We start from the raw sequence: 21,537 nt of genomic DNA on the forward strand, positions 1-21,537 counted from the left end.
CGATCCGCCCAGGCACTAACCTCTGTCGCCAGGCAAATAGCCGCGGCAGAAAAGGTGGGCATTGAGCGCACCTTTGCCAATCCCACGCCGTTTACCGTGAACTCCGTTAAGTCTCGTGGTGCCCGTAAAGACAACCTGGTGGCCACGGTATCAGTCATGGATACCGCCGCCGAGTATCTGGACCCGTTCGAGTTCGGTGGGGTTCACAAGCTGAATGGTAAGGCGTTGCTGAACCCGAAGAACATCAAGCTGAATAAGTACGGCAACCTGCCACGCAACAAGCTGGCGCAGCTGAAGGCCAAGGATGATGTGTTTGTCGGGGAGGTTGGTAAGGCACGCGGCGTATTCAAGCGTTACAAGTACAAAAAGGTCAGGAAACGGGCGAAGCGCTCGCCGAACGGCACGCAGCGTGAGCGGCGCAAACAGCGCGCTCCCAAACTACTTATTCAGTACGGTGATGCCTTACCGGTGAAACAGCACCTGAATTATTTCGACCGCGCCAACAAGATGGCGGCGGCACTGATGCCGTCAGTGCTCAGCAAGGCTATCTCTGACGCGATGAAAACGGCGAAATAGCGCCGTGGCGATGCCCTTTTATTTGGTTAAGAAAAACACCATTGCATCTATCGAAAATGAAAGGTTGGAAAATAATGAAAGAAACGAAAAAACAAGAAAATACCGCAATATCTGAAAATACTGCGGCTGCTACAAAATTTAGCTCAGATTGGTTTAAAAAAATAACGAATGAATTAACAGGTCTACTTAATGGAGTAATTCCTTAATTTGCTTCTCAATAACCTTTTGGGATTCGACCGCTGATGTAGAGATGCCGTAAGCAATTTGATTTAAAACCAAAGATATGATTTCTTTGTTCGGAACATGATCTCCTAAAAGTTCTGCTGTTTTTCGAAATGAGTCAGCCATATTTTCTTTTTCTATCCCGTTGTTTTGGGCAACTAGCATTGATAGGTGGACAGTCGCTGCTTGTTGAGCAGCAAACAATGCGACGATTAACTCCAGTTGTTCTTTGGTCATTGTGTTTTTCCTTCCTTTATCTTGGCGTGTGACAGCTCCAAGATATCACTGGGAGCCTGCCCCGAGAAACACAGGCCAGTAACAGAAAGTGATCGCTCCGGTAAAGCGGGGGGCTTCTTTTTTCTGAACACCAAACGACCGTGGGGGGAGGGGCAGAAAAAAATGGGTCCTTCCTGGAGGGGTTTAATGTATGGGCATTGCGCGCGCGCAGTGTTTTTCTAGCTAAAAATTTTCAAAATTTGGGTAACAGGTAACATTTCGGTAAAACCGAAGTGATGGCTTATTCTTTGTTATTAAAAAATAATTTCGAAGAAAAAGTGTTACCCAAGACATTTTTTACGTTGTTACCTGGTTTCAGGGTAACAGTTTAGGTAACACACGGGGTAACAGCGAGAGGTAACAATGAATCAGTCAGATTTTGCGCGTCTCCACGGTGTCAGTCGCAAGACGATCACGATATGGAAAAGCAAGGGATGGGTGATCTTCTCAGGGGAAGATATTGACGCGGATGCATCCAATGCCCTGATAAAAAAATACAGGAAAACGGTTAATCACCCTAAGTCAAAAAAGACAGGAGCACCGGTAAATAAAGTCAAAAAAGGAACGGTATCGTCCATGCCTGCGGCCGCAGCCCCTGAGCTTGATCCTGAGACGTCACTTTCTGATATCGCTGAGAAATTCATTCAGGAAAACGGTGCTGAACTGAGTCTTGATGAGGCCCGGCGCCTAAAAGAGAACTATCTGGCCCTGCTGACCAAATTAGAGTTCCAGCAAAAGGATGGGCAGCTCATTGAGCTGGAGCTGGCCGAAAAAGTGCTGTTTGATTGTTTCCGGGCGCAGCGGGATTCCTGGTTGAACTGGCCTTCACGCGTGGCCCCTCTGATGGCCGCCGATCTTGATGTGCCCGCTGACAGAATGACCGAGGTACTCGCCGAGCATGTCCATAAACACATTACCAGCCTCGGAGAGCCTGAGTTTAACGCAGAAGAAGCTTGAGTGTCTTGCGGTCAGCGTAAGGAAAGGCTGGACGCCACCACCAAGAATAAGCGTACCTGATTGGGCTGATGAGTACCGGAAGTTGGCTAAAGAGTCCGGCAGTACATCAGGAGACTGGGAAACCGCGACCGTCGAAATAGCCAGGGGACCTATGCTGGCCGCCACGGAATCCGGGGTCCATATCATCACCGTGATGTGCTGCACGCAGCTGATGAAAACGGCACTGCTGGAAAACCTCTTCGGGTATTTCGCGCATCTCGATCCGTGTCCCATATTACTGCTGCAGCCAAAAGAAGCTGCAGCCGAACAGTTCTCCAAAGAACGTATTACGCCTATGGTGCGGGTGACGCCGGTGCTGAGAAAGTTGGTGGGGGGCAATAAGCAAAAGAATTCGAAAGAGACCTTGCTGTACAAGTCATTCACGGGGGGATTTTTGGCGCTGGCCGGTGCCGGTAGTCCGGATAACCTGGCGCGTCGTCCTGTCAGGGTTATCCTTGCGGATGAGGTCGATAAATATCCGGTGACGCGAGAGGGTGATCCCATTGCCCTGGCTGAAGAGCGAACGGCAACGTTTGGTTTGAACTGGCTTTCCATTCGAGCCTGTTCTCCCACCGTGGAGGACGAAAGCAGGATTGCTGACAGTTATGCTGATTCTGACCAGCGTCGAGCGTCTCTGGAATGCCCGCACTGTGGCCATCGCCAGTTTCCTGACTTCTTTAAGCATGTGCACTGGCGTAAAGGGGAGAACGGTACGCACTTCCCGGAAACGGCGCAGCTGCACTGTGAGGGCTGCGGCGTGGCCTGGTCTGAAGGTGAACGGCTGAGAACGCTGAAAACGATCCGCTGGCATCAGACGCGCCCCTTTGAATGTTGCGGCAACCGGCAGGTGCCGCTGCAGATGTATGAAACGGTTTGGCGCGAGAATGCCGAACAGGCTGTGGATAAGGTATGGCAGTGGTCTGCCGATGAACGCCATGCACTCTATCGGGCGCGTTGTATCACCTGTGGCCGACTGGCGGTGAAAAATCATCATGCCGGCTTTCAGGCTTCCAAGCTTTACAGCCCCTGGCAGAAGGACAGACCGTCTGACATTGCCGAAAAATACCTGAAGGCCAAAGGTGATCCCGACAAGCTGCAGGCGTGGTGGAACACCCAGATGGGGTTACCGCATCGTCCCATTCACGGCAAAGCGATGGCTGTCGACACGCTGCTGGCGCGACGTGAAGTGTACGGCGCGGAGATCCCAGATGGGGTGGCGGTGCTGACGGCCGGTATCGATACCCAGGACAACCGCCTGGAAATCGAGGTGGTCGGCTGGGGACGGGATGAGGAAAGTTGGTCGATCGCCTTCGATGTGATTGAGGGTGACCTGGAGACCCCCGAGCCGTGGGAACGTCTGGAAGCGTACCTGCAGCAGGTATGGCGTCGGGCAGACGGGCGCGGGTTTGTCATTATGGCGGCCTGCCATGACTCCGGCGGCTCACACACCCAGAAGGTCTACGATTTTGCCAAGGCTAGACTGGCCCGCCGCATATGGGCCATCAAGGGAGAGAGCGCCACCCGGGGCAACCGTTCGCCAGTCTGGCCGACCAAGAAGCCCTCGTCCCGCAACAAGCAAGCATTCCGCCCGATCATCCTGGGCGTTAACTCCGCTAAAGACTCCGTGCGTGGGCGTGTCCATATCGACAAGCCCGGCCCGGGGTATATGCATTATCCGGCGGATCGGGATATTGGCTGGTTTGAGCAGTTGCTGGCCGAACGTCTGGTGACCAAAGAGGCCGGTGGGAAGAGGTTCACTGTCTGGGAGTGTCCCAAGGGCCGGGCGAACGAAGGGTTTGACTGCCGGGTGTACGCCTACGGCGCGCTGTGTGGCCTGATGCATTTTGGGCTGAAGCTGAACGTAATGGCTGACGCCATCCAGGCGAATCCGGACAAATTGCTGCCGCCACCGGTGGTACCGGAAGAAAAACACAGCCTGCGGCTGCCTGGCGCAGTGCTTCCTCAGCCGCCTGAAAAACCGAAAAAACTTCCCCTTCACAAACGATTAGCAAGGTAACCCTATGGCAGTGAACTGTGGCCCGCTGGCGGGCATGACACGTGAGCAAATGATGGCCGCATTGGCTGCGGCGCAAGAAGCCTATGCAGCTCTCTTGCTGGGTAATAAAGGCGTGTCGTTTTCTTATGCCCAGGGCGACGGCACCCGATCGGTGACATTTCAGGGGACGTCGCTGGCCAATCTGCAGATGTTTATCCGTCAACTGCAGCAGGCGCTGGGGTTGTGTTCGTGTTCAGGCAGTCGTTATCAACGGTTCAGGTACTGATTATGGCGAAAATAGAGATATTAGGGCCTGACGGTCATCCGTTGCCGGCACAAGGTCAGATCCCCGCAGGGCGGGGTCGTCAGATGGGCCTGGTGGGAAATCGGGGTGTCCCGTATGACGCGGCTGACGTCACCAGCGATCAGTTGGCCAACTGGCAACCGACGCTGTGGTCGCCGGATAACGAAATAAACCCCTACCGTGACCGGATGGTCTCGCGCCAGCGCGATCTGGTGCGTAACGACGGCTGGGGCGCCGGGATTATCACCCGCACGCAGGACAACGTCATTGGGCCAACGTTCCGGCCGGTGCTGAGCCCCGATTACCGGGAGCTGGCGCGTATCAGCGGCAACAAGGCCTTTGATATTACCTGGGCCAAGGAATACAAGCGGGCGCTGGAGTCGGCCTGGCGCAGCTGGTCGATGGATCCGGGGCACTGGTGTGATGTGGAACGGCAACTGACGGTACCCCAGATGTTGCGCCTGGCGTTTCGGCACAAGCTGATTGATGGCGATGCGCTGGCGCACCTGCAGTACCGCCCCGACCGGTTGGGCTACGGGAAAGCCCGCTATGCCACCGCGGTGCAAATCATCGACCCGGACAGGTTGAGCAACCCGCAGCAGATGATGGATCTGCGTTATATGCGCGCCGGCGTGGAAATTGACGACGACGGTGCGCCGGTGGCGTATCACATTCGGGAGGCACACCTCGGGGATTGGTACAGCGCTCCGCAGACGGTGACCTGGCAACGGTGCATACGTGAAACCCGCTGGGGGCGTCCTGTGATTGTGCATGATTTCGACCATGACCGGGGGGCGCAGCATCGCGGTGTGGGGCTACTGAGCCCTATTGTGCAGCGCCTGAAGATGTTGACCAAATACGACCAGAGCGAACTGGAAGCCGCGGTGCTGAATGCCGTATTTGGGGCGTACCTGAAATCCCCCTTTGATCCGAGTGTGGCAGCTGAAGCGCTGGGGGATACTGCTGCGGAGGTCGCCAACCAGGAAGGCTGGGGGAGCTATCAGAATGCACGCTCAGATTATTACAGCGATAACCGGCTGATGCTGAACCATGGCGTGGGCATCATGAAGCTGTTTCCCAGTGAGGAGATCGGCACGGTCGATGCCGCTCGTCCCAACAGCCAATATCGGGATTTTGAAAATGCGGTGCTGCGTAATTTTGCGGCCGGCACCGGCTTGTCTGCGCAGCAGATTAGCCAGGACTGGTCAGATGTTAACTACAGCTCGGCCCGTGCGGCGTTGCTCGAGGCCTGGAAGACCCTCAACCGCCGCCGTGAAGACTTCGGCGTGGGCTTCGCGCAGCCCATTATGGTGGCATTTGCTGAAGAGGTGCACGAGTACCACGACCTGCCGTTGCCGCGTAATGCGCCGGACTTTGCCGAGGCGCGGGCCGCGTATACCCGGGGGCGCTGGATGGGGCCGGGGCGCGGTTGGGTCGATCCGGTGGCCGAGAAGAAGGGCGTTATCCTGGGACTCGATGCGGGGATTTCCACCATGGAGCAGGAGGTGGCCGAGAACATGGGGGCGGACTGGGAAGAGGTGGTCGACCAGCGCAGTTACGAAATTAATTACTTCAAGGAAAAAGGGATGCCGCCGCCGAGTTGGGCACAGGCCAACGTGATGGCCCCTGAAACCATTAAAAATCCGGAGGAACAGTGAATTTACCCCATCTTGCCCAGCGGGTGTTTAACACGCCGCTGGCGTTGCATCCCCGTAAAGCCGAAGTGGTGATGGCAGCGTTAATGGATCGCTTTGGCATTACTCAGGTCAACCGTGCTGGTGCATGGGCGGATGACGACAACGGCTTTTTTACGAAGACGGGGCGTGATCGTGACGCCGGGTATGACGTGCTGGAAGGCGTGGCCGTCATTGCGGTGCACGGTACGTTGGTCCAGAAGCTGGGCAGTTTGCGGCCGTATAGTGGGATGACCGGCTATGACGGCATCCGTCAGACCTTTTTGACGGCGATGTGCGATCCGGACGTGAAAGCCATATGCCTGGATATCGACTCTCCAGGCGGAGAGGTGGCCGGCTGTTTTGACCTGGTTGACCTGATTTATGCCTCGCGGGGGAAAAAGCCAATTCACGCGATTTTGACGGAGAACGCGTATTCCGCTGCGTATGCCATCGCCAGTGCCGCAGACCGGATACTGGTTCCCCGAACAGGGGGCGTTGGGTCGGTCGGGGTGATTGTTATCCATTGTGACTGGTCGCAGCGGATCAAAGAAGAAGGACTCCAGGTGACCATCATCACATATGGTGATCGCAAGTGTGAGACCAACCCGATGATACCGCTAAGTGACCAGGCCAAAGCGGGGATCCAGGCAGAGGTGGATGCTGCTGGTCAGTTGTTTGTCAGTACGGTTGCTCGCAACCGGGGGCTGGCAGAGTCTGTTGTCCGTAATACCCAGGCGGCGTGCCTGATGGCGGATGAAGGGGTGAGGCTCGGCCTGGCCGATGCCATTCTTGCCCCCGATGAAGCGTTTATACAATTGATACACCAATAGGAGTCAACGTATGAGGAGTTTTAATTTTTCGCACTTTTTTGGCCGCGGGGCGGTGAGCCGGCTGGATGACGACACCCCGGACAAACCGGAAGACGAGCCGAATGATCCGCAGGGCAACGCCCGTGGTCGCCGCGTGGAGGAGCCGGATAAGCAAGACGACGATACGAATGCCGAAGACCCCGACAATCCGGAGGACCCGGATAAGCAGGGTAAAAAAGGGAAAAAAGCCAGAGCCAGAGCACGCCGTGCTGAAAACGATCCGGATGAACCTGATGCCGAGGGGGATGAGGATGATGGCGATGATAAGGTGGATGACCCAGCTGACAAAGAGGCCCGGATGGCCGAGCGTCACCGCTGCGCACGCATCTTTAGCTGCCCGCATGCGGCGGCAAATCCTGCGCTGGCCGCTTCCCTGGCGTTCAACACGGGCATGAGTTCGGCAGCGGCCATTCAGGTGATGGCCAGCAGCGGCACGGCCGTTTCCCCTTCGGCTGGCCCCCGCCGCCCGAGTCTGGACGAGCGGATGCGTGATGAAAACATTCCCCGACTGAAGCAGGAGTCGCCGAAGGCAAGCGGACTCAGTGCATTGGTCAGTCAGTACAAACAACTGAAAGGTAAATAACGATGACGGTAGACGTGATTGGCGATAACCCCTGCACACCGGGGATGAAGAGTTATACCTACGTACCGGACCAGTTGATCGCAGGTAACCTGCAACTGGTGACGGATACGGTAGATATTGGCGGTGCGGACCCGCTTGTGCGCGGCAGTATCCTGGGGCAAGTCACGGCGACGGGCGTGTATGTCCTGAGTGTGAAAACGGCAACGGATGGCAGCGAAGAGCCCTGCGCTGTATTGGTGGACAACGTCAGCCCGGGTGGAGCCACCGTTCGTGGAGGCGTGTACGAAATGGGGATCTTCAACCAGAACCGCATCACCTTTGACAGCAGCTGGACGGTGCCTGAGTTGAAAAATGCCCTGCGTCCATACTCGATTTTCCTGCGTGATAGCCTGCAAGCGCCAGCGACCTGATTTTTAGCGAACCCCATGTAATGTGGCGATGCCGTTAATTCGGCAGGGGCCTGCATACTCATTTTTCGAGGTTTTTAATGGAACATCAAATTAATATTTACGACACCGTGACGTTGGTTCAACTGGTGCCGAACCTGATGACGTCCCAGAATTTCCTTCTGGACCGTTTTTTCCCCAACGTTGTGGAGTCGGATAACGAGTTTGTGGCCATTGACGTGGACGTCGGCCGCCGTCGTATGGCGCCGTTCTGTTCCCCCCTGGTCGCGGGACAACTGGTGGAGAGTCGTCGTTACCAGACCAATATGTATAAACCGCCTTACATCAAGGATAAGCGGGCGCCGGATCTGCGTAAGCCCATCCGTCGCCAGATTGGTGAGCAGGTCGGGGGCAACATTCCCGCCGCCGATCGCGCAGCGCTGAACATGATGTTTGAGATGACGGATCAGCTCGATATGCTCAGCCGTCGCCAGGAATGGATGGCGGCGAATGCGATGATGAGCGGCACTATCACGGTCGTGGGTGAGGGACTGACCCCGGAGGTGATTGACTTTCAGCGCGATCCGGCGCTGACCATTGCTCTTTCCGGTGCCAATAAATGGCCGCTGGCGATAGCGGCCGGGGCGACCAACAATCTGCCGACGCAGGACATTGAACGCTGGCAGACACTGATTTTGCAAAAAAGCGGTGCGGTGGCCACGGACCTGATCTTTACCAATGCGTCCTGGACTGCGTTCCGGCTTGATACCACCATTAAGGACAATGCCATCACCTGGCCGGCGCAAAGTCCATTTGGCAATCAGGTTGATGCGGGCGCGCGCGTCGAACAGGGGGCGGTCTACAAGGGGCGCTGGGGGCAGTTTGACCTGTGGCTCTATAACGATTGGTATATCGACCCGGTGGACAATGTGGAAAAACCGATGCTGGCAGATGGCACAGTCATTATGTCTGGCCCGAATCTGATGGGAACCCGGGCTTATGCGGCCATTATCGATCCTGCATTTAATTATGGAGCGCTTGCCTATGCGCCGAAGACCTGGGTGGAAAATGATCCGCCACAGCGTTTTCTGATGATGCAGTCTGCACCGCTGGTGATCCCGAGTCGTGTCAACGCCGCGCTCTGCGCCACGGTTGTGTAAGGAGGGGCCATGATTCAATTAACTGAAATGGTTGTTACAAAAGGGCGCACTGTCATTCATGACGATAAGACCTATGAGCAGCACAGTCGGGTTCGTTTGCCGGAGGATGAGGCTGAGCGCCTGCAGGCTGCGGGATTTGTTGTACCGATCTCGACGGTGCGCCAGGCGTTGCATGATGTTGGCGGTGACCTGGATAACGGTGCTCAGGATGAGGATACCGGCAATGATGGCGTCGGTGAGCCGGGGGAGCAGGATGAGCCGAGTGAGGACGTCGTAGCTGATGAGGTGAGGAAAAGACCCGGCCGACCTAAAGCGGGGGATAAGTAATGGCCGGTCCCGTGGACTGGGATAAAAACCTACTGAAGCCTCTCCACGGTGTTTTTGGTGAGCCGGTCGAGTACCGGCCGGACAAGGGGAGTGGAACGCCGTTCATGATCACCGGCATTTTTGATCGGGCTTACACCCGGGAGATTGAGCCGCTGGACGATGATGGCCCCACGCTTAACACCACACGGCCGGTGCTGGGCGTCAGGGATAGCGCTTTTCCCTCCCCACCACAGCAAGGGGACCGGTTGTATGTTCCCCGCGTGAAGGCGCTGTTTGCCGTCGCAGACGTGCAACCGGACAGTCACGGCGGAACGCGGCTTGAGCTGAACAGAGTGAAGGAGGTGCCATGAATGCCCCAGAACTGCGAGAGCTGGCGGTTGAGGCTCTGAAAGGTAAAACGCTGGCGCAACACCGTGTGTATTCACCGCGTGATTGGTCAACGCGCGACGGCGATTATCCGGTGTTGCTGGTTCAGACGGTTTATGAGGAAAAGCACTCGCTGGGGCGTAATGCCCCGCAGTTCAATACGGTGACCACGCTGCAGATAGCGGCCCGAATTGAAGAGTTCGACGGTGAACTGGACGATGATGGCGCGATGAAAGCCCAGTTTAAACTGGAGCAGATTAAGGAAGAAATTGAACGGGCTGTCATTAACAGTTACGAGATAACCCGACTCACTCAGCAGTTTAAGCATATTCGTTCACAGTTAGATCTCAACCCTGAGGGGGAGGGGCATACCGGGCAGCTGATTATCCAGATGGACATCGAGTATTACCAGGGGCCGGAAGACTTTTACCCGATTGAGGCTGAGCCTCTCAAAGGTGTGGATGTGCGGCTCGATATGCCGGATGGCACGGTGAAACCCGGTATCGATATCGAGCTTCCCCAGCCGTTCCCCGACGGCGCCAGCGGCCCGCCGGCCGACGATTAATTCAGGAGTTCCCCATGTTTGTAAAACCCGTACCGGGGCGGCTGGTCCGCGACCCGGTCAAGGGCACCCTTTTGCCTGAAAATGGGGCAGAGGTGCCGGACGATGCGTATTTTTGGCGAAACCGTCTGCGCGATGGTGACGTGGTCAAGGTGGAGCAGCCCCCCGATGATGCGACGTCTGCCGCTGAACCGGCAGAGGCTGCTGCTGCCCCCAAAAACAAAAAGAAGGAGGCTGACGCATGAGTACCGAGATTGACGGCAATATTCTCACCCCGCTGTTCTGGGGGGCGATTGACAACAGCCAGGCCAACACGGCGCAGGCGGTGCAGCGCACGCTGCTGATTGGCCAGATGCTGGCGACGGGGACGGCAACGGTGAACGAGGCCACCCCGTGCGGGTCACCGGAGATGGCGACGGAGCTGGCCGGCCGCGGCTCGATGCTGGCTGCCATGACGGCGACGTACATGGCGAACGATACCGGCGGCGATGTTTACCTGCTGCCGCTGACTGAGCCGACAGGTGCAGCGGCGACCGGCAGCGTGGCCATCAGCCATGCTGCGACAGAGAACGGCGTGCTGGTGCTGTATATTGGCGGCACGCGCGTGGCGCTGACGGTGGTCGCCACCGATACGGTCGACACCATCGGCACCGATTTGGCCGCGGCCATCAACCAGCGGGAAGATTTGCCGGTGACGGCGGTGAGCGCTGTGGCCAGCGGTACGGCGACCGTCACATTGACGGCGAAGCAAAAAGGCGATGTGGGCAACACGCTGGATTTGCGGCTGAACTACCAGGGCAGCGCCGGCGGCGAGCGTACGCCGGCAGGCATGGTTGTTGCGCTGACGGCGATGAAGGGTGGAGCCGGCACACCGGCGCTGACGGATGCGCTGGCCGGCCTGAAAGACCAGACGTTTGATTTTATCGTGCTGCCCTATGCCGACACGACCAGCCTGGACGCGGTCAAGGTGTTGCTTAATGACAGCAGCGGCCGCTGGAGCTACAGCAAGCAGCTCTATGGCCATGCATTCAGCGTCGCGACCGGCACCTATGGCCAGCTGACGGCCATAGGTGAAGCGCGGAACGACCAGCACGCGTCGTTGCTGGGTGTGTATGACTCGCCGTCGCCGGCGTACCTGTGGAGCGCGGGCTATACCGGTGCCCAGGCCGGCAGCCTGCGGGCCGACCCCGGCCGGCCGGTGCAGACGCTGCCGGTGTACGGCGTGCTGGCTCCGCCGATGGCCTCACGCTTTGACCAACCGGAGCGCAACAACCTGCTGCACAGCGGCATTGCCAGCTACACGGTGGCGGATGACGGAACGGTGCAACTGGAGAACATCATCACCACCTACCAGAAGAACCCGTATGGGTCGCCGGATAACAGCTATCTGGAGGTGGAGACGCTGTTCTTGCTGGCCTACATCATGCGCCGGCAACGCACGCTTATCACGTCGCAATTCGGGCGGATGAAGCTGGCCGATGACGGCACGCGCTTTGCGGCCGGACTGCCGATAGTGACGCCGGCGACCATCAAGGGCGCACTGATTGCGGACTATGGTCAGATGGAGAAGCAGGGCTACGTGCAGGGAAGTAAGACGTTTGCCAGCGGGTTGAAAGTAACGAAGAACCGTCAGAACCCCAATCGGGTTGATGTGCTCTATCCCGACATTCTGGTCAACCAGCTGCGCATCGTGGCGTTGATTAACCAGTTTCGTCTGCAGGCTGACGCGACCGCGTAAGGAAATAAATTATGGCTTATTCTGGTGGTAATAATAATGCCGGTACAGCATATATGACCATTAATGGGTTGAGTTATATGCTGGCCGGTAAGTTTAAATATTCGGTTAACAGTTTTAAAAACGAAACACAATTAGGGATGGATAGCGTTCATGGTTATAAACAGACTTATGTCGCGCCTTTTATCTCTGGGCAATTGCGAGATGCGAGAGGGCTGACGGTTGCTGATTTTAATGCCATGGACAATGTCACTATTGTGGTTGAGTTAGCCAATGGGAAAATCATTATCGGCAGCGGTATGTGGATTGTCGATACACAAGAGGTGGACAGCGAAGACGCGGTCTTTGATGTTAAGTGGGAAGGCATGACCGGCAGTGTAACGGAGAATTAATGTATGAGTGAGGAATTAGAGTTACCAGAAAGCGAAACGATTGTATTAGGTCATCCGGTCTCTCTCGATAAAGGGAAAACCCAGTACACGGAAATTACCTTGTGTGAGCCGACGATGGACCAGGTGGATGCCTTTTATAAAGAGCGAGATAAAAACAACGTCCTGATGGCGATGGGTTCGCTGATCTCGATGGTGTCTGAAGTCCCTCTGCCAGTCATAAAAAAGCTGAAATTCAGGGACTATAAGCGTTGCGAGGTGTGGCTGACTCGTTTTTTAGCCTGGTCCCCGGCAGAGTCGAACGGGGGCGCGTCATCGCCGACCTGACGTTCTTTTATCGTTGGGGGCCGGCGGAGTCCGGCTCCCTGAGTTGGCGTCAACTACTGTGGTGGCATGAGCAGGCGGTGCGTATCAACAAGATAAGGAATGGCGATGGAGAATAAATTTGATTTTGAGCTGGAAGGCAAGGATGACCTCAGCGGCACGTTGAAAAACCTGGAAGACGTCGTAAAGAAAATGCTGCCGGCGCTGGACCAGGCCGACAAGAAGCTTAAGCTGGGTGGGCAGGAGACCGTTGATGGCCTGGACAAGATGGGCGGGAAACTCTCTCGGCTGAGTACTTTTGCGAAGTCTGGGGTACAGTATTTTGGTGACATGGTTCCCCCGCTGAAGATGGTGGGGGGATTGGCTGAACGTTATGGCGGGGTTTTGGCGCGCTTGGGTGGTGTGGGGGTGGTCGCTTATGGTGCCGTGCAGGGCGTTAAAGCACTGGCCGGCGGTTTATCCGCTGCTGGTCAGGAGGCCTACAACCTGGGGGTACAGGCCAAAAACTCCGGCATGAGCGTCCATGACCTGACTCAGGTTGCTGGGGCGATGGAAATACTGGGGGCCGATACGGATACGGCGAGACAATCCGTTGTTGATTTATCCCGTTCACTGACTGACGCCCTCAATAATCGAAAGGCTGATTTCGTCGGAATGATGAATCAGATTAATGCCCCGATTTATGAACGTGCCGACCATACGGCTGACACCATGCAAACCCTGGAGAAGCTGGCCGAAATATTTCCCACTCTCAGCGCTCAAAAACAAAAAACAGTGGCTGACTTTTTGGGATTGAATGATGCCACACTGGCCCTTTTACGTGACGGGGTTCACTATAAGGAGTTGTTGGCAAAGTCAGATAAATTTGGCTTAACGATATCCAATGATCAAATACAGAAGTTGCAAGAAATAAATTCGCAGGAAAATGAATTTTTTGCAAGGCTGGATGGATTGACAACGCAGCTAAAGCTTGATGCCTACAATTGGACCATCGGTGGGCATGCTGAAACTGCCATGAATAATGTAGAAAAAAGCAAAAATTATGATAAAGATAGCGCTGTGAGTTTTTATCACGGTAATCAGCAAGAGGATATTCTTCACCGAGCACGGAGAGATGCGGATTTTAAAAATACACTGACTTTTGGTGAAGGAGTTGAGCTTGCGCTTGGGCATCCGGGAAAATCCCTGCAGGAGAAATTAAATAAACGCTATTTAGCCTCCTGGAAAGCACAATCTTTAGCCGCGGATGTGAGGAGTATAGCAGCCTCTTCACACCCGACTGCGATCCCACCACAATACGCTGTAAACCAGAATTCGTTGCAGGTAAAAAATAATAACCCGTGGGATTTGAATTTTGCTGGTCAGCAATGGGCCACGAAGGAGCAACGAGGGGAAGGCTCAAGGTTTGCTCATTTTGATACGCCAGAACACGGTGTTATGAAAGCCGATGATCAACTGTTGAGATATTATCAGGGGAAGTCCAAGGCAGCACACTATCAGCCCTTGAGTACGTTGAGGGGCATAATCAGCACGGCTTCACCGAAAAAGGATCATAACAATACAGACGCTATGATAGCCGGTGCCAGCAAAGAACTTGGTATTTCACCTGATAGTCTCCTTGACTTGAACAATGTATTTGAGAGAGCCAGAGTGCTTCATGCGCTGTTTAATCAGGAGGGCAATAACCCTTACGGCGTTCAGCAGATACAACAAATTATTCAATCGAAAACCGCAGCCGGAGACCGCTATAAAGACGAAGGGCTAATCCCTTCAATGAGGTTGCCAGGTCAGCCCAGCATCATTACACAGGAAAAAAATCAGGAACTGGTTTCGGCTTTGACGAAGGCAATAATGCAAGCACAAAAAGAGGGGGGATCTCAGGTGGAGCTGGTTATCACCAATGGTAATACGGGAGAGAAACGTGTTGTTACGCTTCCCCCGGGTGGAAAGGTGACAACATCCATGAATGCCCCCTGATTCAGTTTAACCCGCCTCAAGCGGGTTTTTTTATGCCCGGAGAACAGCATGACTCTCATTCATACTGCGTTCAATGATGCAAAAGACGCGCTCTTTGGCCCGTCCGGCGATAGCTGGCAATGGGCCGAGCACCTGCGCCCGGCTTCGTTCCGGGGTGTTCCGTTTGGTGTGGTGCAGGGGGAAGGGGTATTCGGCCGCCGCCAGGCTGTGCATGAGTACCCGTATCGGGATAAGGCCTGGGTAGAGGATATGGGGCGGGCGACGCGGCGTTTTACCATCCGCGGTTTCCTCCTGCAGAGCAGCGGCCTGTATACTGCCCCGGACGTGATGACGCAGCGCGATTCTCTGGTTGCGGCCTGTGAGACTGGCAGCGCCGGCACGTTGGTACATCCGACGCTGGGCGAGCTGACGGTGAGCATCCCGGAGAGTGGGCTACGCATCACTGAGGGCCTGACCGGCCGGGTGTTTGAGTTTACGCTGACGGTCATTGAATCCGGTTTGCGCGTGTTCTCTATTACCAGCTCGGCCGATGCAGCGTCAACGGTTCAGACGTCCTGGCTGGCAGTGGCCGCCAAAACAGCGGGAACGTTTATCGGGGAGATCCACGGCACGATCAACTTTTTCACCGGGACCATGCAGACCCTGCATAACACGGCGGCGTTTTGGGAGAGAAGCGTCACCAGCACAATGAATGCAGCGACCAACCTGGGTAACTCACTGCATTCGACGTTTGGGCGGGAAAGGTTTGGCCGCTACAACCACGGTTCGTTTAATGACGCCACACATGACGAACAGCAGACAGAGGCGGTGATGGCCACCACGACACAAAACAGAGAGGCTATCAATCAATCGCTGACAACGCTGACACAGGCGCAGACACCAGAGGCATACTCCGACGCCACGCTGGCGGTCATCAATCTGTTGGGTAGTACCGTAACCTCTCCCCCCGACCGGGTGAACATGATGGAGAAACTGAGTCAGTTCACCGATCCCGCCTACCATCCCCCGGGTGGCGAGAAAATCGTGTCAGACACGGCAGTGCGCTTTTTTACGACACTCAGCGCTGGTGCGATGGCTGATGCGGCGGCAGATGTGGCGCTACGCAGTTATGACGATGCCATCAGTTTGATGGAGCGAGTTTGTGACCGGCTTGATGCGGCGATTTTGTCGGCCGGTGACAACCGCGAAGATGACGTGTATGAGGCATTGCTGGCATTACGAGAAAACACAGTGGTTCTGCTACAGACGCGTGGCGCCAGCCTGGCTCCGATGGTGACTGAGAGCCTCGGGGCCAACCTGCCCTCCCTCAACCTGGCCAACCGTTTTTACCAGGATGCCTCGCGTTCTGATGACCTGGTGGACGAAGCCAATCCTATTCACCCGGCATTTATGCCAAGAACATTTAAGGCGCAGAGTCAATGAGCGACGAATTAACGCTGCAGGTTGCCGGCAAACTGATTTCGGGCTGGGACCAGGTACGGGTGACGCGCAGCATCGAGCGGTTGCCCAGTGAGTTTTCCCTGGGGTTGATGGACTATTATCCCGGTTCGAATGAGAAGCAACTGGTGACAGAAGGGGATCCGTGTGTGGTTCGCCTGGGGGATGACGTGGTATTGACGGGCTACATCGATAGCTGGAGCGCCATGATCAGTCGTGCCAATCACGAGGTTTACGCCAGTGGTCGCAGTAAATGCCAGGATTTGGTGGACTGTTCCGCTATCTGGCCAAACAACGTGATAAGCCAGGCGACACCGCAGCAGATCGCCCAGAAGTTGGCGGAGCCCTACGGTATCGCGGTCAACACCGACGTGGGCGATTTGCCGATCGTTCCCCAGTTTTCACTGAATTGGGGGGAATCGTCCCAAGAGGTGATCGACAGGATGACCCGCTGGGCCGCGCTGCTGTACTACGACCTGCCGGACGGCAGTTTGTGGCTGACGCGGGTCGGTACCCGCCGGGCGGCCAGCGGCGTGACGATGGGAGAGAACATCCAGGCGGCGTCTATTCAGAAATCGCGCAATGAGCGGTTTTCCGATTATATCGGCGTCACGATGACCACCACACCGGTGGCGGAGGTGTCGCCCAATGCCGGCTACAACCCGGTGACAGCGGCGACCGCGCAAGATCCGGAAGTGGCCAAAATGCGTTATCGCAACCGGGTCATTCTTGTGGAAAGCACCATGAGCACCTGGGCTGCGTCTCAGCAGTGCATCAACTGGGAGATGAACCGGCGTTATGGCCGTTCAAGGGGGCTGCAAGTGACAATCGACAGTTGGCGAGACTCTGCCGGCAAACTGTGGGAGCCCAATACGCTTGTTCCCATCACCATCCCTCAGTTTGGCCTGCAGGATGAATACTGGTTGCTGGGTGATGTGACGTTCCAGAAAGACAGTCGGGGTACAACGGCGCAGATGGTGCTGATGCCACCAGAGGCGTTCGCCGTTGAGCCGTATCAGTTCTACAACAACATCCTGGAGCTCAATTATCAATGACCGATCACCTCCATGGACTTATTCAGCGGCTGTGGGGCAAGGTCAGCGCGCTCGACAGCAAAATCAGCACGTTGTACCGCCGGGCGATGATGACCGTGACGATGGCCAAAGTCACGGCCTCGAGCGATGGCGGCGCGGTGCAGTCTCTGCAGACGCAGACCCCGATGGAAGTTAAAGGCGATACGCCGCGGCTGACGGAGTTCGGTTTTTCCTCCGGCCTGCCCACTGGCGCAGACGTGGTGATTTTGTGCCCCAATGGTGACCGGTCCAACGCCATTGTTATTGCCAGCGGTCACGCGGCTTCGCGTCACAGCGGCCTGAACCCCGGCGAGACGGTGATATTCAACCAGTGGGGCCAGTACATCAAACTGACCGAGGACGGTATCGAGGTGCAGGCGAACGGCAAAGTGGTGGGCGTGAAACAGGCGACACAGGTCAATATCGAGGCCAGTGAAGGGGCTACGGTGACAGGCCCTTTCCTGAAATGCACCGGCGACGTCATCGACAACTGCGATAGTAACACCACGACCCTGAAGCAGTTGCGTGAGGCCTTCAACCAGCACAATCACCTGGTGAAAAACGTCCAGGGTGGCAATGCTGACATCACCAGCGAACAACCTGGAGACCCCGTGCAATGAGCGACATTACTACGGTCTGGCTGGACGACGGCAGTGCCGGCGACTGGCAGGTGATGCAGGGTGACCTGCTGAATGGCAATGATTTGTATACGGCCATCTACATCAGCCTGTTTACCGACCGACAGGCGCGGGATGACGACGATCTGGACGGCAGCCGTGACCGACGCGGATGGTGGGGGGACCTGGGCGAGGATGTGCCGATAGGCTCCCGCCTCTGGTTGCTGCGCCGGCAAAAGCTGACCACGGCGGTGGCCATCAAGGCGGAGGACTTCGCCAATGAAGCGGTGCGCTGGCTGATTGACGATGGCGTGGTGAGTGCCATCACTACCACAGCACAAATCATCTACCCCCGTACCTTCGTGTTAACCCTCAACTATCAAGAACCCGGTGAAGACAAAGCCAACGTGAAATTTGCCTGGGTCTGGGAGTCATAACGATGCCATTTCAACGACCGACGCTGAGCGAGCTGCGCCAGCGTAACGTGGGCTATATGCAGTCGGAGCTGCGCGGTGTGGGGAGTTTGCTGCGTTTTGCCAACCTGCGTATCATCGCCACCGCCGATGCCGGCATGGCGCACTTGCATTACGGCTATCTCGATTACATCGCGCTGCAGTCCACGCCGTATACCGCGACGGATGAATGGCTGGCCGGCTGGGCCGCGCTGAAGGGGGTGTTTCGCAAGCCGGCGACGGCGGCCAGCTGCCCTGAAGTCAGTTTTTCCGGTACGGCCGGCCGTAGCATTCCCGCCGGCAGCCGACTCAACCGCAGCGACGGCTATACCTATCAACTGGATAACGCCCTCACTCTGGGGCAGGACGGCACCGGCAAGGGCAGTATCACGGCCGTGTTACCGGACCCCAGTACGGACCCGACCGGTGGCGGCGCGGCCGGCAATGCGGAGGCCGGTACACTGCTGACGCTGGATGTGGCCATCGCCGGCGTGCAGTCGCAGGTCACCGCTGTACAGGCGATTACCGGCGGTGCAGATATCGAGAAGCAGGAAGACTTTCGGGCGCGGATGCTGCTGGCCTACCAGGAAACCGCCCAGGGCGGCAACGATGAGGACTATGAAGGTTGGGCGCTGGAGGTTCCGGGTATCACCCGTGCGTGGGTTGTGCGCCGATTGATGGGCTTTGGTACGGTCGGTATCTACATCATGTGCGATGGCGTCAGTGGCCATCCTGACGGTTTTCCGGTCGGCACCAACGGGGTCTCCAGCCTTGAACCCGCGAATGCGCAGGTGGCGAGTGGAGACCAGGGGCGGGTGGCTGACCACCTCTTTACCGAACACAACGTCACCGCCGAGGTCTGGGTATGCTCGCCGATAAAGCACCCGGTGAACTTCATTATCAGCGGCATCAATACGGCAAGTGACAGCACGAAAGCAGCGATTAACGATGCCATCGATAAGGTGTTCTTCAGCGAGGGGTGGCCGGGCGTTAAACCGGCGGTCGACACGCCACCGGTGGAAATTGACCTGTCCTCCATTGAGCTGGCCATCGCCAACGTACCGGGTACGAAAGGTTTCCTGCTGATGGCGCCGACCGAAAATATCACCCTGGACGTGGGGCAACTGCCCGTGCGGGGGGCGGTGACCTACACATGAGCAAATTCAGCGTTGACGATTACACCCACGCCTTGCAGGCGCTGATGCCTACCGGCTCCGCCTGGCCCCGCCGGCAAGATGCGGTTCAGACGGCCGTGTTGCGCGCTCTGGCACACGCTTATCAGCAAAGTGACGAGGACGCCCTGGCGCTGCTCGCCGGTGGATTTCCGGCGACGGCTACCCTGCTTTTACCCGAGTGGGAGCTGACGCTGGGATTGCCTGACCCGTGCATGAAAGGGCAGGAGGAAGACGAGGGGCAGCGCCGGCGTGCGGTACTGTCAAAATGGGGAGCGACCGGTGGACTGTCTAGGGATTACTTTATCTCTGTGGCCAGGGCGTTAGGTTTTACCATCACGATAACGGAATACCGGCCGCTGCGTGCCGGCATGTCTGGAGCCGGTCAGCCGCTGAATCATGGCGACTGGCCGTTTACCTGGGGCGTTACCGTCATCAGTCCCAAAATCACCGACGCCAACTACACCGATTACCAGCAGTTGGTCTGTACGTTGACCAAACAGTCGCCATCGGAAACGCTGGTGATATTCCTGCCTCAACCTTAACGCCCAATGATGAATACACAGCGTCTTAACTGACGAGGATGCACTATGCAAAAAATTGGAGATACGACGCCGACGGCGGATAGTCAGGGTGAATTTACCGACGGCGACCCGCAGCAACAAATCCCGTGCACCTGGATAACGGCGCCCTGGCTGAATACCGTGCAGCGAGAAATTATCAAGGTGGTGGAAGGAGGGGGCCTGACGCTGGATCCCAACGATGACACCCAACTGTTCCAGGCCATCGAGACATTAATGGGAACCGCGGTAGGTGGTCTTGTGAAGACCGTCAATGGGCACGGTCCCGATGCGGCCGGCGATGTTGAATTGACGGCTGAGGATGTGAACGCCGTCAAAAAGACCGGCGACACAATGACGGGCCAATTGATTACGCCGTCCGTGGCAACCACTCCGGAGGCCATGCCAACCGGTGCCGGTGCGTATGCCGACCAATTGAGCACCCAGGCGCCATTCTTCCAGCCTAACTGGCAGTGGCCGGTGAACACCGGCGGAATATTTGTCCCCATCGCCAAGGGCACATCAACCCGCAAGGGCAAGGGCTATCCGGGGGCAGTCAGTTTTGGTTACCTGATGCCTCCCAACGACGAACACCCGCACCCCACTATCCATGTGAAGGGCGACAGCAATGTGGATACTGCCTGGGACTTCAACCCCTATAGCGGCAAAATCAGCAGCAAGGCTGGCACGTTCGCTACTGAAGAGTGGGTAAATAATGCCGTCCATACCAATGAGCTACATGTTGGTACGGCGCAGCTGGCGCAGGACGGCAACATCTGGGGCACCCGATGGAACCCTAACGGCGCCTGGCTGTGGGACGCCATCGTGGCGCAGATACAGAACATCGGCCAGATTTCAGTCAGTGGCACGCAATGGTGGGCAAAAATCAACATGAACGGCGGGGCTCTGATTGTTCAGGGCGGCTATGCCGAGGTTCAAAACGCCGAAACCACCGACCGGATTGGTCTCAACATCGCCGTGCCAAATCATCTCCTTGGGGTATTCATTACCAATAAAAACTTTGCACAGGGGTACGCGACATATAACCCCCAGGTGACGGTATTGGATGACAACACCGGCTTTAACTTTGTGCACGGTGAGAAGGAACGCATGATGTATTGGATAGCGGTAGGGTATTAATCATGAACCAATATAAATTCAGTGCGACAACGACGAGCTTCTACCCAGTGGACCTGCTCGATATGTACGAGAACGCAGGAACGCTACCGGCAGACCTGGTAGACGTCAGCGATGAAGATTACACCACCTTCACCGGACAGCCCCCGGAAGGCAAGACGCGCGGCAGCAAGGGAGACAAGCCAGCCTGGGTCGATATTCCGCCGTTATCGGTCGAGGAAGCCCGCCAGGGCATGGTATCAAGGAAATCGCGGTTACTGAGCGAAGCGGAAGACGTGATAAGGCCACTTGAACGCGCCGTGAAACTCGACATGGCCACGGACGCAGAAAAGGCCAAGCTGGACGCCTGGGAGCGCTACAGCGTG

At 56.5% G+C, this 21,537-nt stretch carries 27 protein-coding genes; 26 read left to right on the forward strand and 1 reads right to left on the reverse strand.

Annotation, left to right across the window (positions count from 1 at the left end; genetic code table 11):
- Positions 1-576: hypothetical protein (locus tag ACJ8PN_RS25340; protein ID WP_442535353.1), on the forward strand; the 576-nt coding region annotated here is incomplete at its 5' end.
- Positions 577-650: 74 nt separating this feature from the next.
- Positions 651-782 carry a hypothetical protein gene (locus ACJ8PN_RS25345; RefSeq protein ID WP_420277091.1) on the forward strand — a complete coding sequence of 44 codons (132 nt, stop codon included), beginning with the start codon at positions 651-653 and terminating at the stop codon, positions 780-782.
- On the opposite strand, the gene ACJ8PN_RS25350 is transcribed toward ACJ8PN_RS25345, so the two are convergent.
- A complete protein-coding gene (locus ACJ8PN_RS25350) occupies positions 763-1,035 on the reverse strand; it encodes a hypothetical protein (RefSeq protein WP_420277090.1) in 273 nt (90 codons plus the stop codon). The genes ACJ8PN_RS25345 and ACJ8PN_RS25350 overlap by 20 nt on opposite strands.
- Positions 1,036-1,437: 402 nt before the next feature.
- Between ACJ8PN_RS25350 and ACJ8PN_RS25355 the strand changes: the two genes are divergently transcribed.
- From ACJ8PN_RS25355 to ACJ8PN_RS25470, 24 genes are all read left to right on the forward strand, one after another.
- Positions 1,438-2,031 carry a hypothetical protein gene (locus tag ACJ8PN_RS25355; protein ID WP_442535354.1) on the forward strand — a complete coding sequence of 198 codons (594 nt, stop codon included), beginning with the start codon at positions 1,438-1,440 and terminating at the stop codon, positions 2,029-2,031.
- Entirely contained in the window at positions 1,973-4,087 is a 2,115-nt protein-coding gene (locus ACJ8PN_RS25360; RefSeq protein ID WP_442535355.1) for a phage terminase large subunit family protein, read from the forward strand. The genes ACJ8PN_RS25355 and ACJ8PN_RS25360 overlap by 59 nt, the downstream gene beginning before the upstream one ends.
- 4 nt (positions 4,088-4,091) lie before the next feature.
- Positions 4,092-4,352, forward strand: a complete 261-nt coding sequence (gpW, locus tag ACJ8PN_RS25365; protein WP_442535356.1) for a gpW family head-tail joining protein — start codon at positions 4,092-4,094, stop codon at positions 4,350-4,352.
- Positions 4,353-4,354: 2 nt separating this feature from the next.
- Complete coding sequence (locus ACJ8PN_RS25370) at positions 4,355-6,028, forward strand: phage portal protein (protein ID WP_442535357.1); 1,674 nt, start codon at positions 4,355-4,357, stop codon at positions 6,026-6,028.
- A complete protein-coding gene (locus ACJ8PN_RS25375; protein WP_442535358.1) occupies positions 6,025-6,876 on the forward strand; it encodes a S49 family peptidase in 852 nt (283 codons plus the stop codon). The genes ACJ8PN_RS25370 and ACJ8PN_RS25375 overlap by 4 nt, the downstream gene beginning before the upstream one ends.
- 10 nt (positions 6,877-6,886) lie before the next feature.
- Positions 6,887-7,498: a hypothetical protein gene (locus tag ACJ8PN_RS25380; RefSeq protein ID WP_442535359.1), complete on the forward strand. Its 612-nt coding sequence runs from the start codon at positions 6,887-6,889 to the stop codon at positions 7,496-7,498.
- A gap of 2 nt (positions 7,499-7,500) precedes the next feature.
- Positions 7,501-7,908, forward strand: coding sequence for a head decoration protein (locus ACJ8PN_RS25385; RefSeq protein ID WP_442535360.1), 408 nt, complete (start codon positions 7,501-7,503; stop codon positions 7,906-7,908).
- A gap of 77 nt (positions 7,909-7,985) precedes the next feature.
- Positions 7,986-9,044: a major capsid protein gene (locus ACJ8PN_RS25390; protein WP_442535361.1), complete on the forward strand. Its 1,059-nt coding sequence runs from the start codon at positions 7,986-7,988 to the stop codon at positions 9,042-9,044.
- Positions 9,045-9,053: 9 nt separating this feature from the next.
- Positions 9,054-9,371, forward strand: coding sequence for a hypothetical protein (locus tag ACJ8PN_RS25395; RefSeq protein ID WP_442535362.1), 318 nt, complete (start codon positions 9,054-9,056; stop codon positions 9,369-9,371).
- Positions 9,371-9,721, forward strand: a complete 351-nt coding sequence (locus ACJ8PN_RS25400) for a head-tail joining protein (protein WP_442535363.1) — start codon at positions 9,371-9,373, stop codon at positions 9,719-9,721. The genes ACJ8PN_RS25395 and ACJ8PN_RS25400 overlap by 1 nt, the downstream gene beginning before the upstream one ends.
- A complete protein-coding gene (locus tag ACJ8PN_RS25405) occupies positions 9,718-10,302 on the forward strand; it encodes an ATP-binding protein (protein WP_442535364.1) in 585 nt (194 codons plus the stop codon). Before ACJ8PN_RS25400 ends, ACJ8PN_RS25405 begins: the two co-directional genes overlap by 4 nt.
- Positions 10,303-10,316: 14 nt before the next feature.
- Positions 10,317-10,544, forward strand: coding sequence for a DUF2635 domain-containing protein (locus tag ACJ8PN_RS25410; protein WP_442535365.1), 228 nt, complete (start codon positions 10,317-10,319; stop codon positions 10,542-10,544).
- Positions 10,541-12,037 (forward strand): phage tail sheath subtilisin-like domain-containing protein, encoded by a 1,497-nt coding sequence (locus tag ACJ8PN_RS25415; RefSeq protein ID WP_442535366.1) that lies wholly within the window; start codon positions 10,541-10,543, stop codon positions 12,035-12,037. The genes ACJ8PN_RS25410 and ACJ8PN_RS25415 overlap by 4 nt, the downstream gene beginning before the upstream one ends.
- 11 nt (positions 12,038-12,048) lie before the next feature.
- Positions 12,049-12,426 (forward strand): phage tail tube protein, encoded by a 378-nt coding sequence (locus ACJ8PN_RS25420; protein ID WP_442535367.1) that lies wholly within the window; start codon positions 12,049-12,051, stop codon positions 12,424-12,426.
- A 3-nt stretch (positions 12,427-12,429) separates the two neighbouring features.
- On the forward strand, positions 12,430-12,750 hold the full coding sequence (locus tag ACJ8PN_RS25425) for a phage tail assembly protein (protein WP_442535368.1): 321 nt from the start codon (positions 12,430-12,432) through the stop codon (positions 12,748-12,750).
- A 105-nt stretch (positions 12,751-12,855) separates the two neighbouring features.
- Positions 12,856-14,724, forward strand: a complete 1,869-nt coding sequence (locus tag ACJ8PN_RS25430; RefSeq protein ID WP_442535369.1) for a hypothetical protein — start codon at positions 12,856-12,858, stop codon at positions 14,722-14,724.
- Positions 14,725-14,772: 48 nt separating this feature from the next.
- Positions 14,773-16,146 carry a DNA circularization protein gene (locus ACJ8PN_RS25435; protein ID WP_442535370.1) on the forward strand — a complete coding sequence of 458 codons (1,374 nt, stop codon included), beginning with the start codon at positions 14,773-14,775 and terminating at the stop codon, positions 16,144-16,146.
- A complete protein-coding gene (locus ACJ8PN_RS25440) occupies positions 16,143-17,216 on the forward strand; it encodes a phage baseplate assembly protein (RefSeq protein ID WP_442535371.1) in 1,074 nt (357 codons plus the stop codon). The genes ACJ8PN_RS25435 and ACJ8PN_RS25440 overlap by 4 nt, the downstream gene beginning before the upstream one ends.
- Entirely contained in the window at positions 17,213-17,854 is a 642-nt protein-coding gene (locus ACJ8PN_RS25445; RefSeq protein WP_442535372.1) for a phage baseplate assembly protein domain-containing protein, read from the forward strand. Before ACJ8PN_RS25440 ends, ACJ8PN_RS25445 begins: the two co-directional genes overlap by 4 nt.
- Positions 17,851-18,288 carry a phage GP46 family protein gene (locus ACJ8PN_RS25450; protein WP_442535373.1) on the forward strand — a complete coding sequence of 146 codons (438 nt, stop codon included), beginning with the start codon at positions 17,851-17,853 and terminating at the stop codon, positions 18,286-18,288. Before ACJ8PN_RS25445 ends, ACJ8PN_RS25450 begins: the two co-directional genes overlap by 4 nt.
- 2 nt (positions 18,289-18,290) lie before the next feature.
- Positions 18,291-19,460: a baseplate J/gp47 family protein gene (locus tag ACJ8PN_RS25455; protein WP_442535374.1), complete on the forward strand. Its 1,170-nt coding sequence runs from the start codon at positions 18,291-18,293 to the stop codon at positions 19,458-19,460.
- Complete coding sequence (locus ACJ8PN_RS25460; RefSeq protein WP_420277088.1) at positions 19,457-20,020, forward strand: YmfQ family protein; 564 nt, start codon at positions 19,457-19,459, stop codon at positions 20,018-20,020. Before ACJ8PN_RS25455 ends, ACJ8PN_RS25460 begins: the two co-directional genes overlap by 4 nt.
- Before the next feature lie 45 nt (positions 20,021-20,065).
- Entirely contained in the window at positions 20,066-21,175 is a 1,110-nt protein-coding gene (locus ACJ8PN_RS25465; protein WP_442535375.1) for a hypothetical protein, read from the forward strand.
- 2 nt (positions 21,176-21,177) lie between these two features.
- A partial coding sequence (locus ACJ8PN_RS25470) for a tail fiber assembly protein (RefSeq protein WP_442535376.1) occupies positions 21,178-21,537 on the forward strand: 360 nt, incomplete at its 3' end.

This window comes from Serratia sp. CY76391 (assembly GCF_052166695.1).
GTDB lineage: Bacteria > Pseudomonadota > Gammaproteobacteria > Enterobacterales > Enterobacteriaceae > Serratia > Serratia nematodiphila.

What these genes read in the sequence shown, in the direction of transcription:
- ACJ8PN_RS25385 (WP_442535360.1), top strand. Translation starts at nt 7,501, where the DNA reads ATGACGGTAGACGTGATTGGCGATAACCCCTGCACACCGGGGATGAAG.
- ACJ8PN_RS25465 (WP_442535375.1), top strand. Translation starts at nt 20,066, where the DNA reads ATGCAAAAAATTGGAGATACGACGCCGACGGCGGATAGTCAGGGTGAA.
- ACJ8PN_RS25370 (WP_442535357.1), top strand. Translation starts at nt 4,355, where the DNA reads ATGGCGAAAATAGAGATATTAGGGCCTGACGGTCATCCGTTGCCGGCA.
- ACJ8PN_RS25415 (WP_442535366.1), top strand. Translation starts at nt 10,541, where the DNA reads ATGAGTACCGAGATTGACGGCAATATTCTCACCCCGCTGTTCTGGGGG.
- ACJ8PN_RS25450 (WP_442535373.1), top strand. Translation starts at nt 17,851, where the DNA reads ATGAGCGACATTACTACGGTCTGGCTGGACGACGGCAGTGCCGGCGAC.
- gpW (WP_442535356.1), top strand. Translation starts at nt 4,092, where the DNA reads ATGGCAGTGAACTGTGGCCCGCTGGCGGGCATGACACGTGAGCAAATG.
- ACJ8PN_RS25395 (WP_442535362.1), top strand. Translation starts at nt 9,054, where the DNA reads ATGATTCAATTAACTGAAATGGTTGTTACAAAAGGGCGCACTGTCATT.
- ACJ8PN_RS25410 (WP_442535365.1), top strand. Translation starts at nt 10,317, where the DNA reads ATGTTTGTAAAACCCGTACCGGGGCGGCTGGTCCGCGACCCGGTCAAG.
- ACJ8PN_RS25430 (WP_442535369.1), top strand. Translation starts at nt 12,856, where the DNA reads ATGGAGAATAAATTTGATTTTGAGCTGGAAGGCAAGGATGACCTCAGC.
- ACJ8PN_RS25455 (WP_442535374.1), top strand. Translation starts at nt 18,291, where the DNA reads ATGCCATTTCAACGACCGACGCTGAGCGAGCTGCGCCAGCGTAACGTG.
- ACJ8PN_RS25420 (WP_442535367.1), top strand. Translation starts at nt 12,049, where the DNA reads ATGGCTTATTCTGGTGGTAATAATAATGCCGGTACAGCATATATGACC.
- ACJ8PN_RS25425 (WP_442535368.1), top strand. Translation starts at nt 12,430, where the DNA reads ATGAGTGAGGAATTAGAGTTACCAGAAAGCGAAACGATTGTATTAGGT.
- ACJ8PN_RS25390 (WP_442535361.1), top strand. Translation starts at nt 7,986, where the DNA reads ATGGAACATCAAATTAATATTTACGACACCGTGACGTTGGTTCAACTG.
- ACJ8PN_RS25360 (WP_442535355.1), top strand. Translation starts at nt 1,973, where the DNA reads ATGTCCATAAACACATTACCAGCCTCGGAGAGCCTGAGTTTAACGCAG.
- ACJ8PN_RS25405 (WP_442535364.1), top strand. Translation starts at nt 9,718, where the DNA reads ATGAATGCCCCAGAACTGCGAGAGCTGGCGGTTGAGGCTCTGAAAGGT.
- ACJ8PN_RS25460 (WP_420277088.1), top strand. Translation starts at nt 19,457, where the DNA reads ATGAGCAAATTCAGCGTTGACGATTACACCCACGCCTTGCAGGCGCTG.
- ACJ8PN_RS25400 (WP_442535363.1), top strand. Translation starts at nt 9,371, where the DNA reads ATGGCCGGTCCCGTGGACTGGGATAAAAACCTACTGAAGCCTCTCCAC.
- ACJ8PN_RS25435 (WP_442535370.1), top strand. Translation starts at nt 14,773, where the DNA reads ATGACTCTCATTCATACTGCGTTCAATGATGCAAAAGACGCGCTCTTT.
- ACJ8PN_RS25345 (WP_420277091.1), top strand. Translation starts at nt 651, where the DNA reads ATGAAAGAAACGAAAAAACAAGAAAATACCGCAATATCTGAAAATACT.
- ACJ8PN_RS25355 (WP_442535354.1), top strand. Translation starts at nt 1,438, where the DNA reads ATGAATCAGTCAGATTTTGCGCGTCTCCACGGTGTCAGTCGCAAGACG.
- ACJ8PN_RS25440 (WP_442535371.1), top strand. Translation starts at nt 16,143, where the DNA reads ATGAGCGACGAATTAACGCTGCAGGTTGCCGGCAAACTGATTTCGGGC.
- ACJ8PN_RS25445 (WP_442535372.1), top strand. Translation starts at nt 17,213, where the DNA reads ATGACCGATCACCTCCATGGACTTATTCAGCGGCTGTGGGGCAAGGTC.
- ACJ8PN_RS25350 (WP_420277090.1), bottom strand. Translation starts at nt 1,035, where the DNA reads ATGACCAAAGAACAACTGGAGTTAATCGTCGCATTGTTTGCTGCTCAA.
- ACJ8PN_RS25380 (WP_442535359.1), top strand. Translation starts at nt 6,887, where the DNA reads ATGAGGAGTTTTAATTTTTCGCACTTTTTTGGCCGCGGGGCGGTGAGC.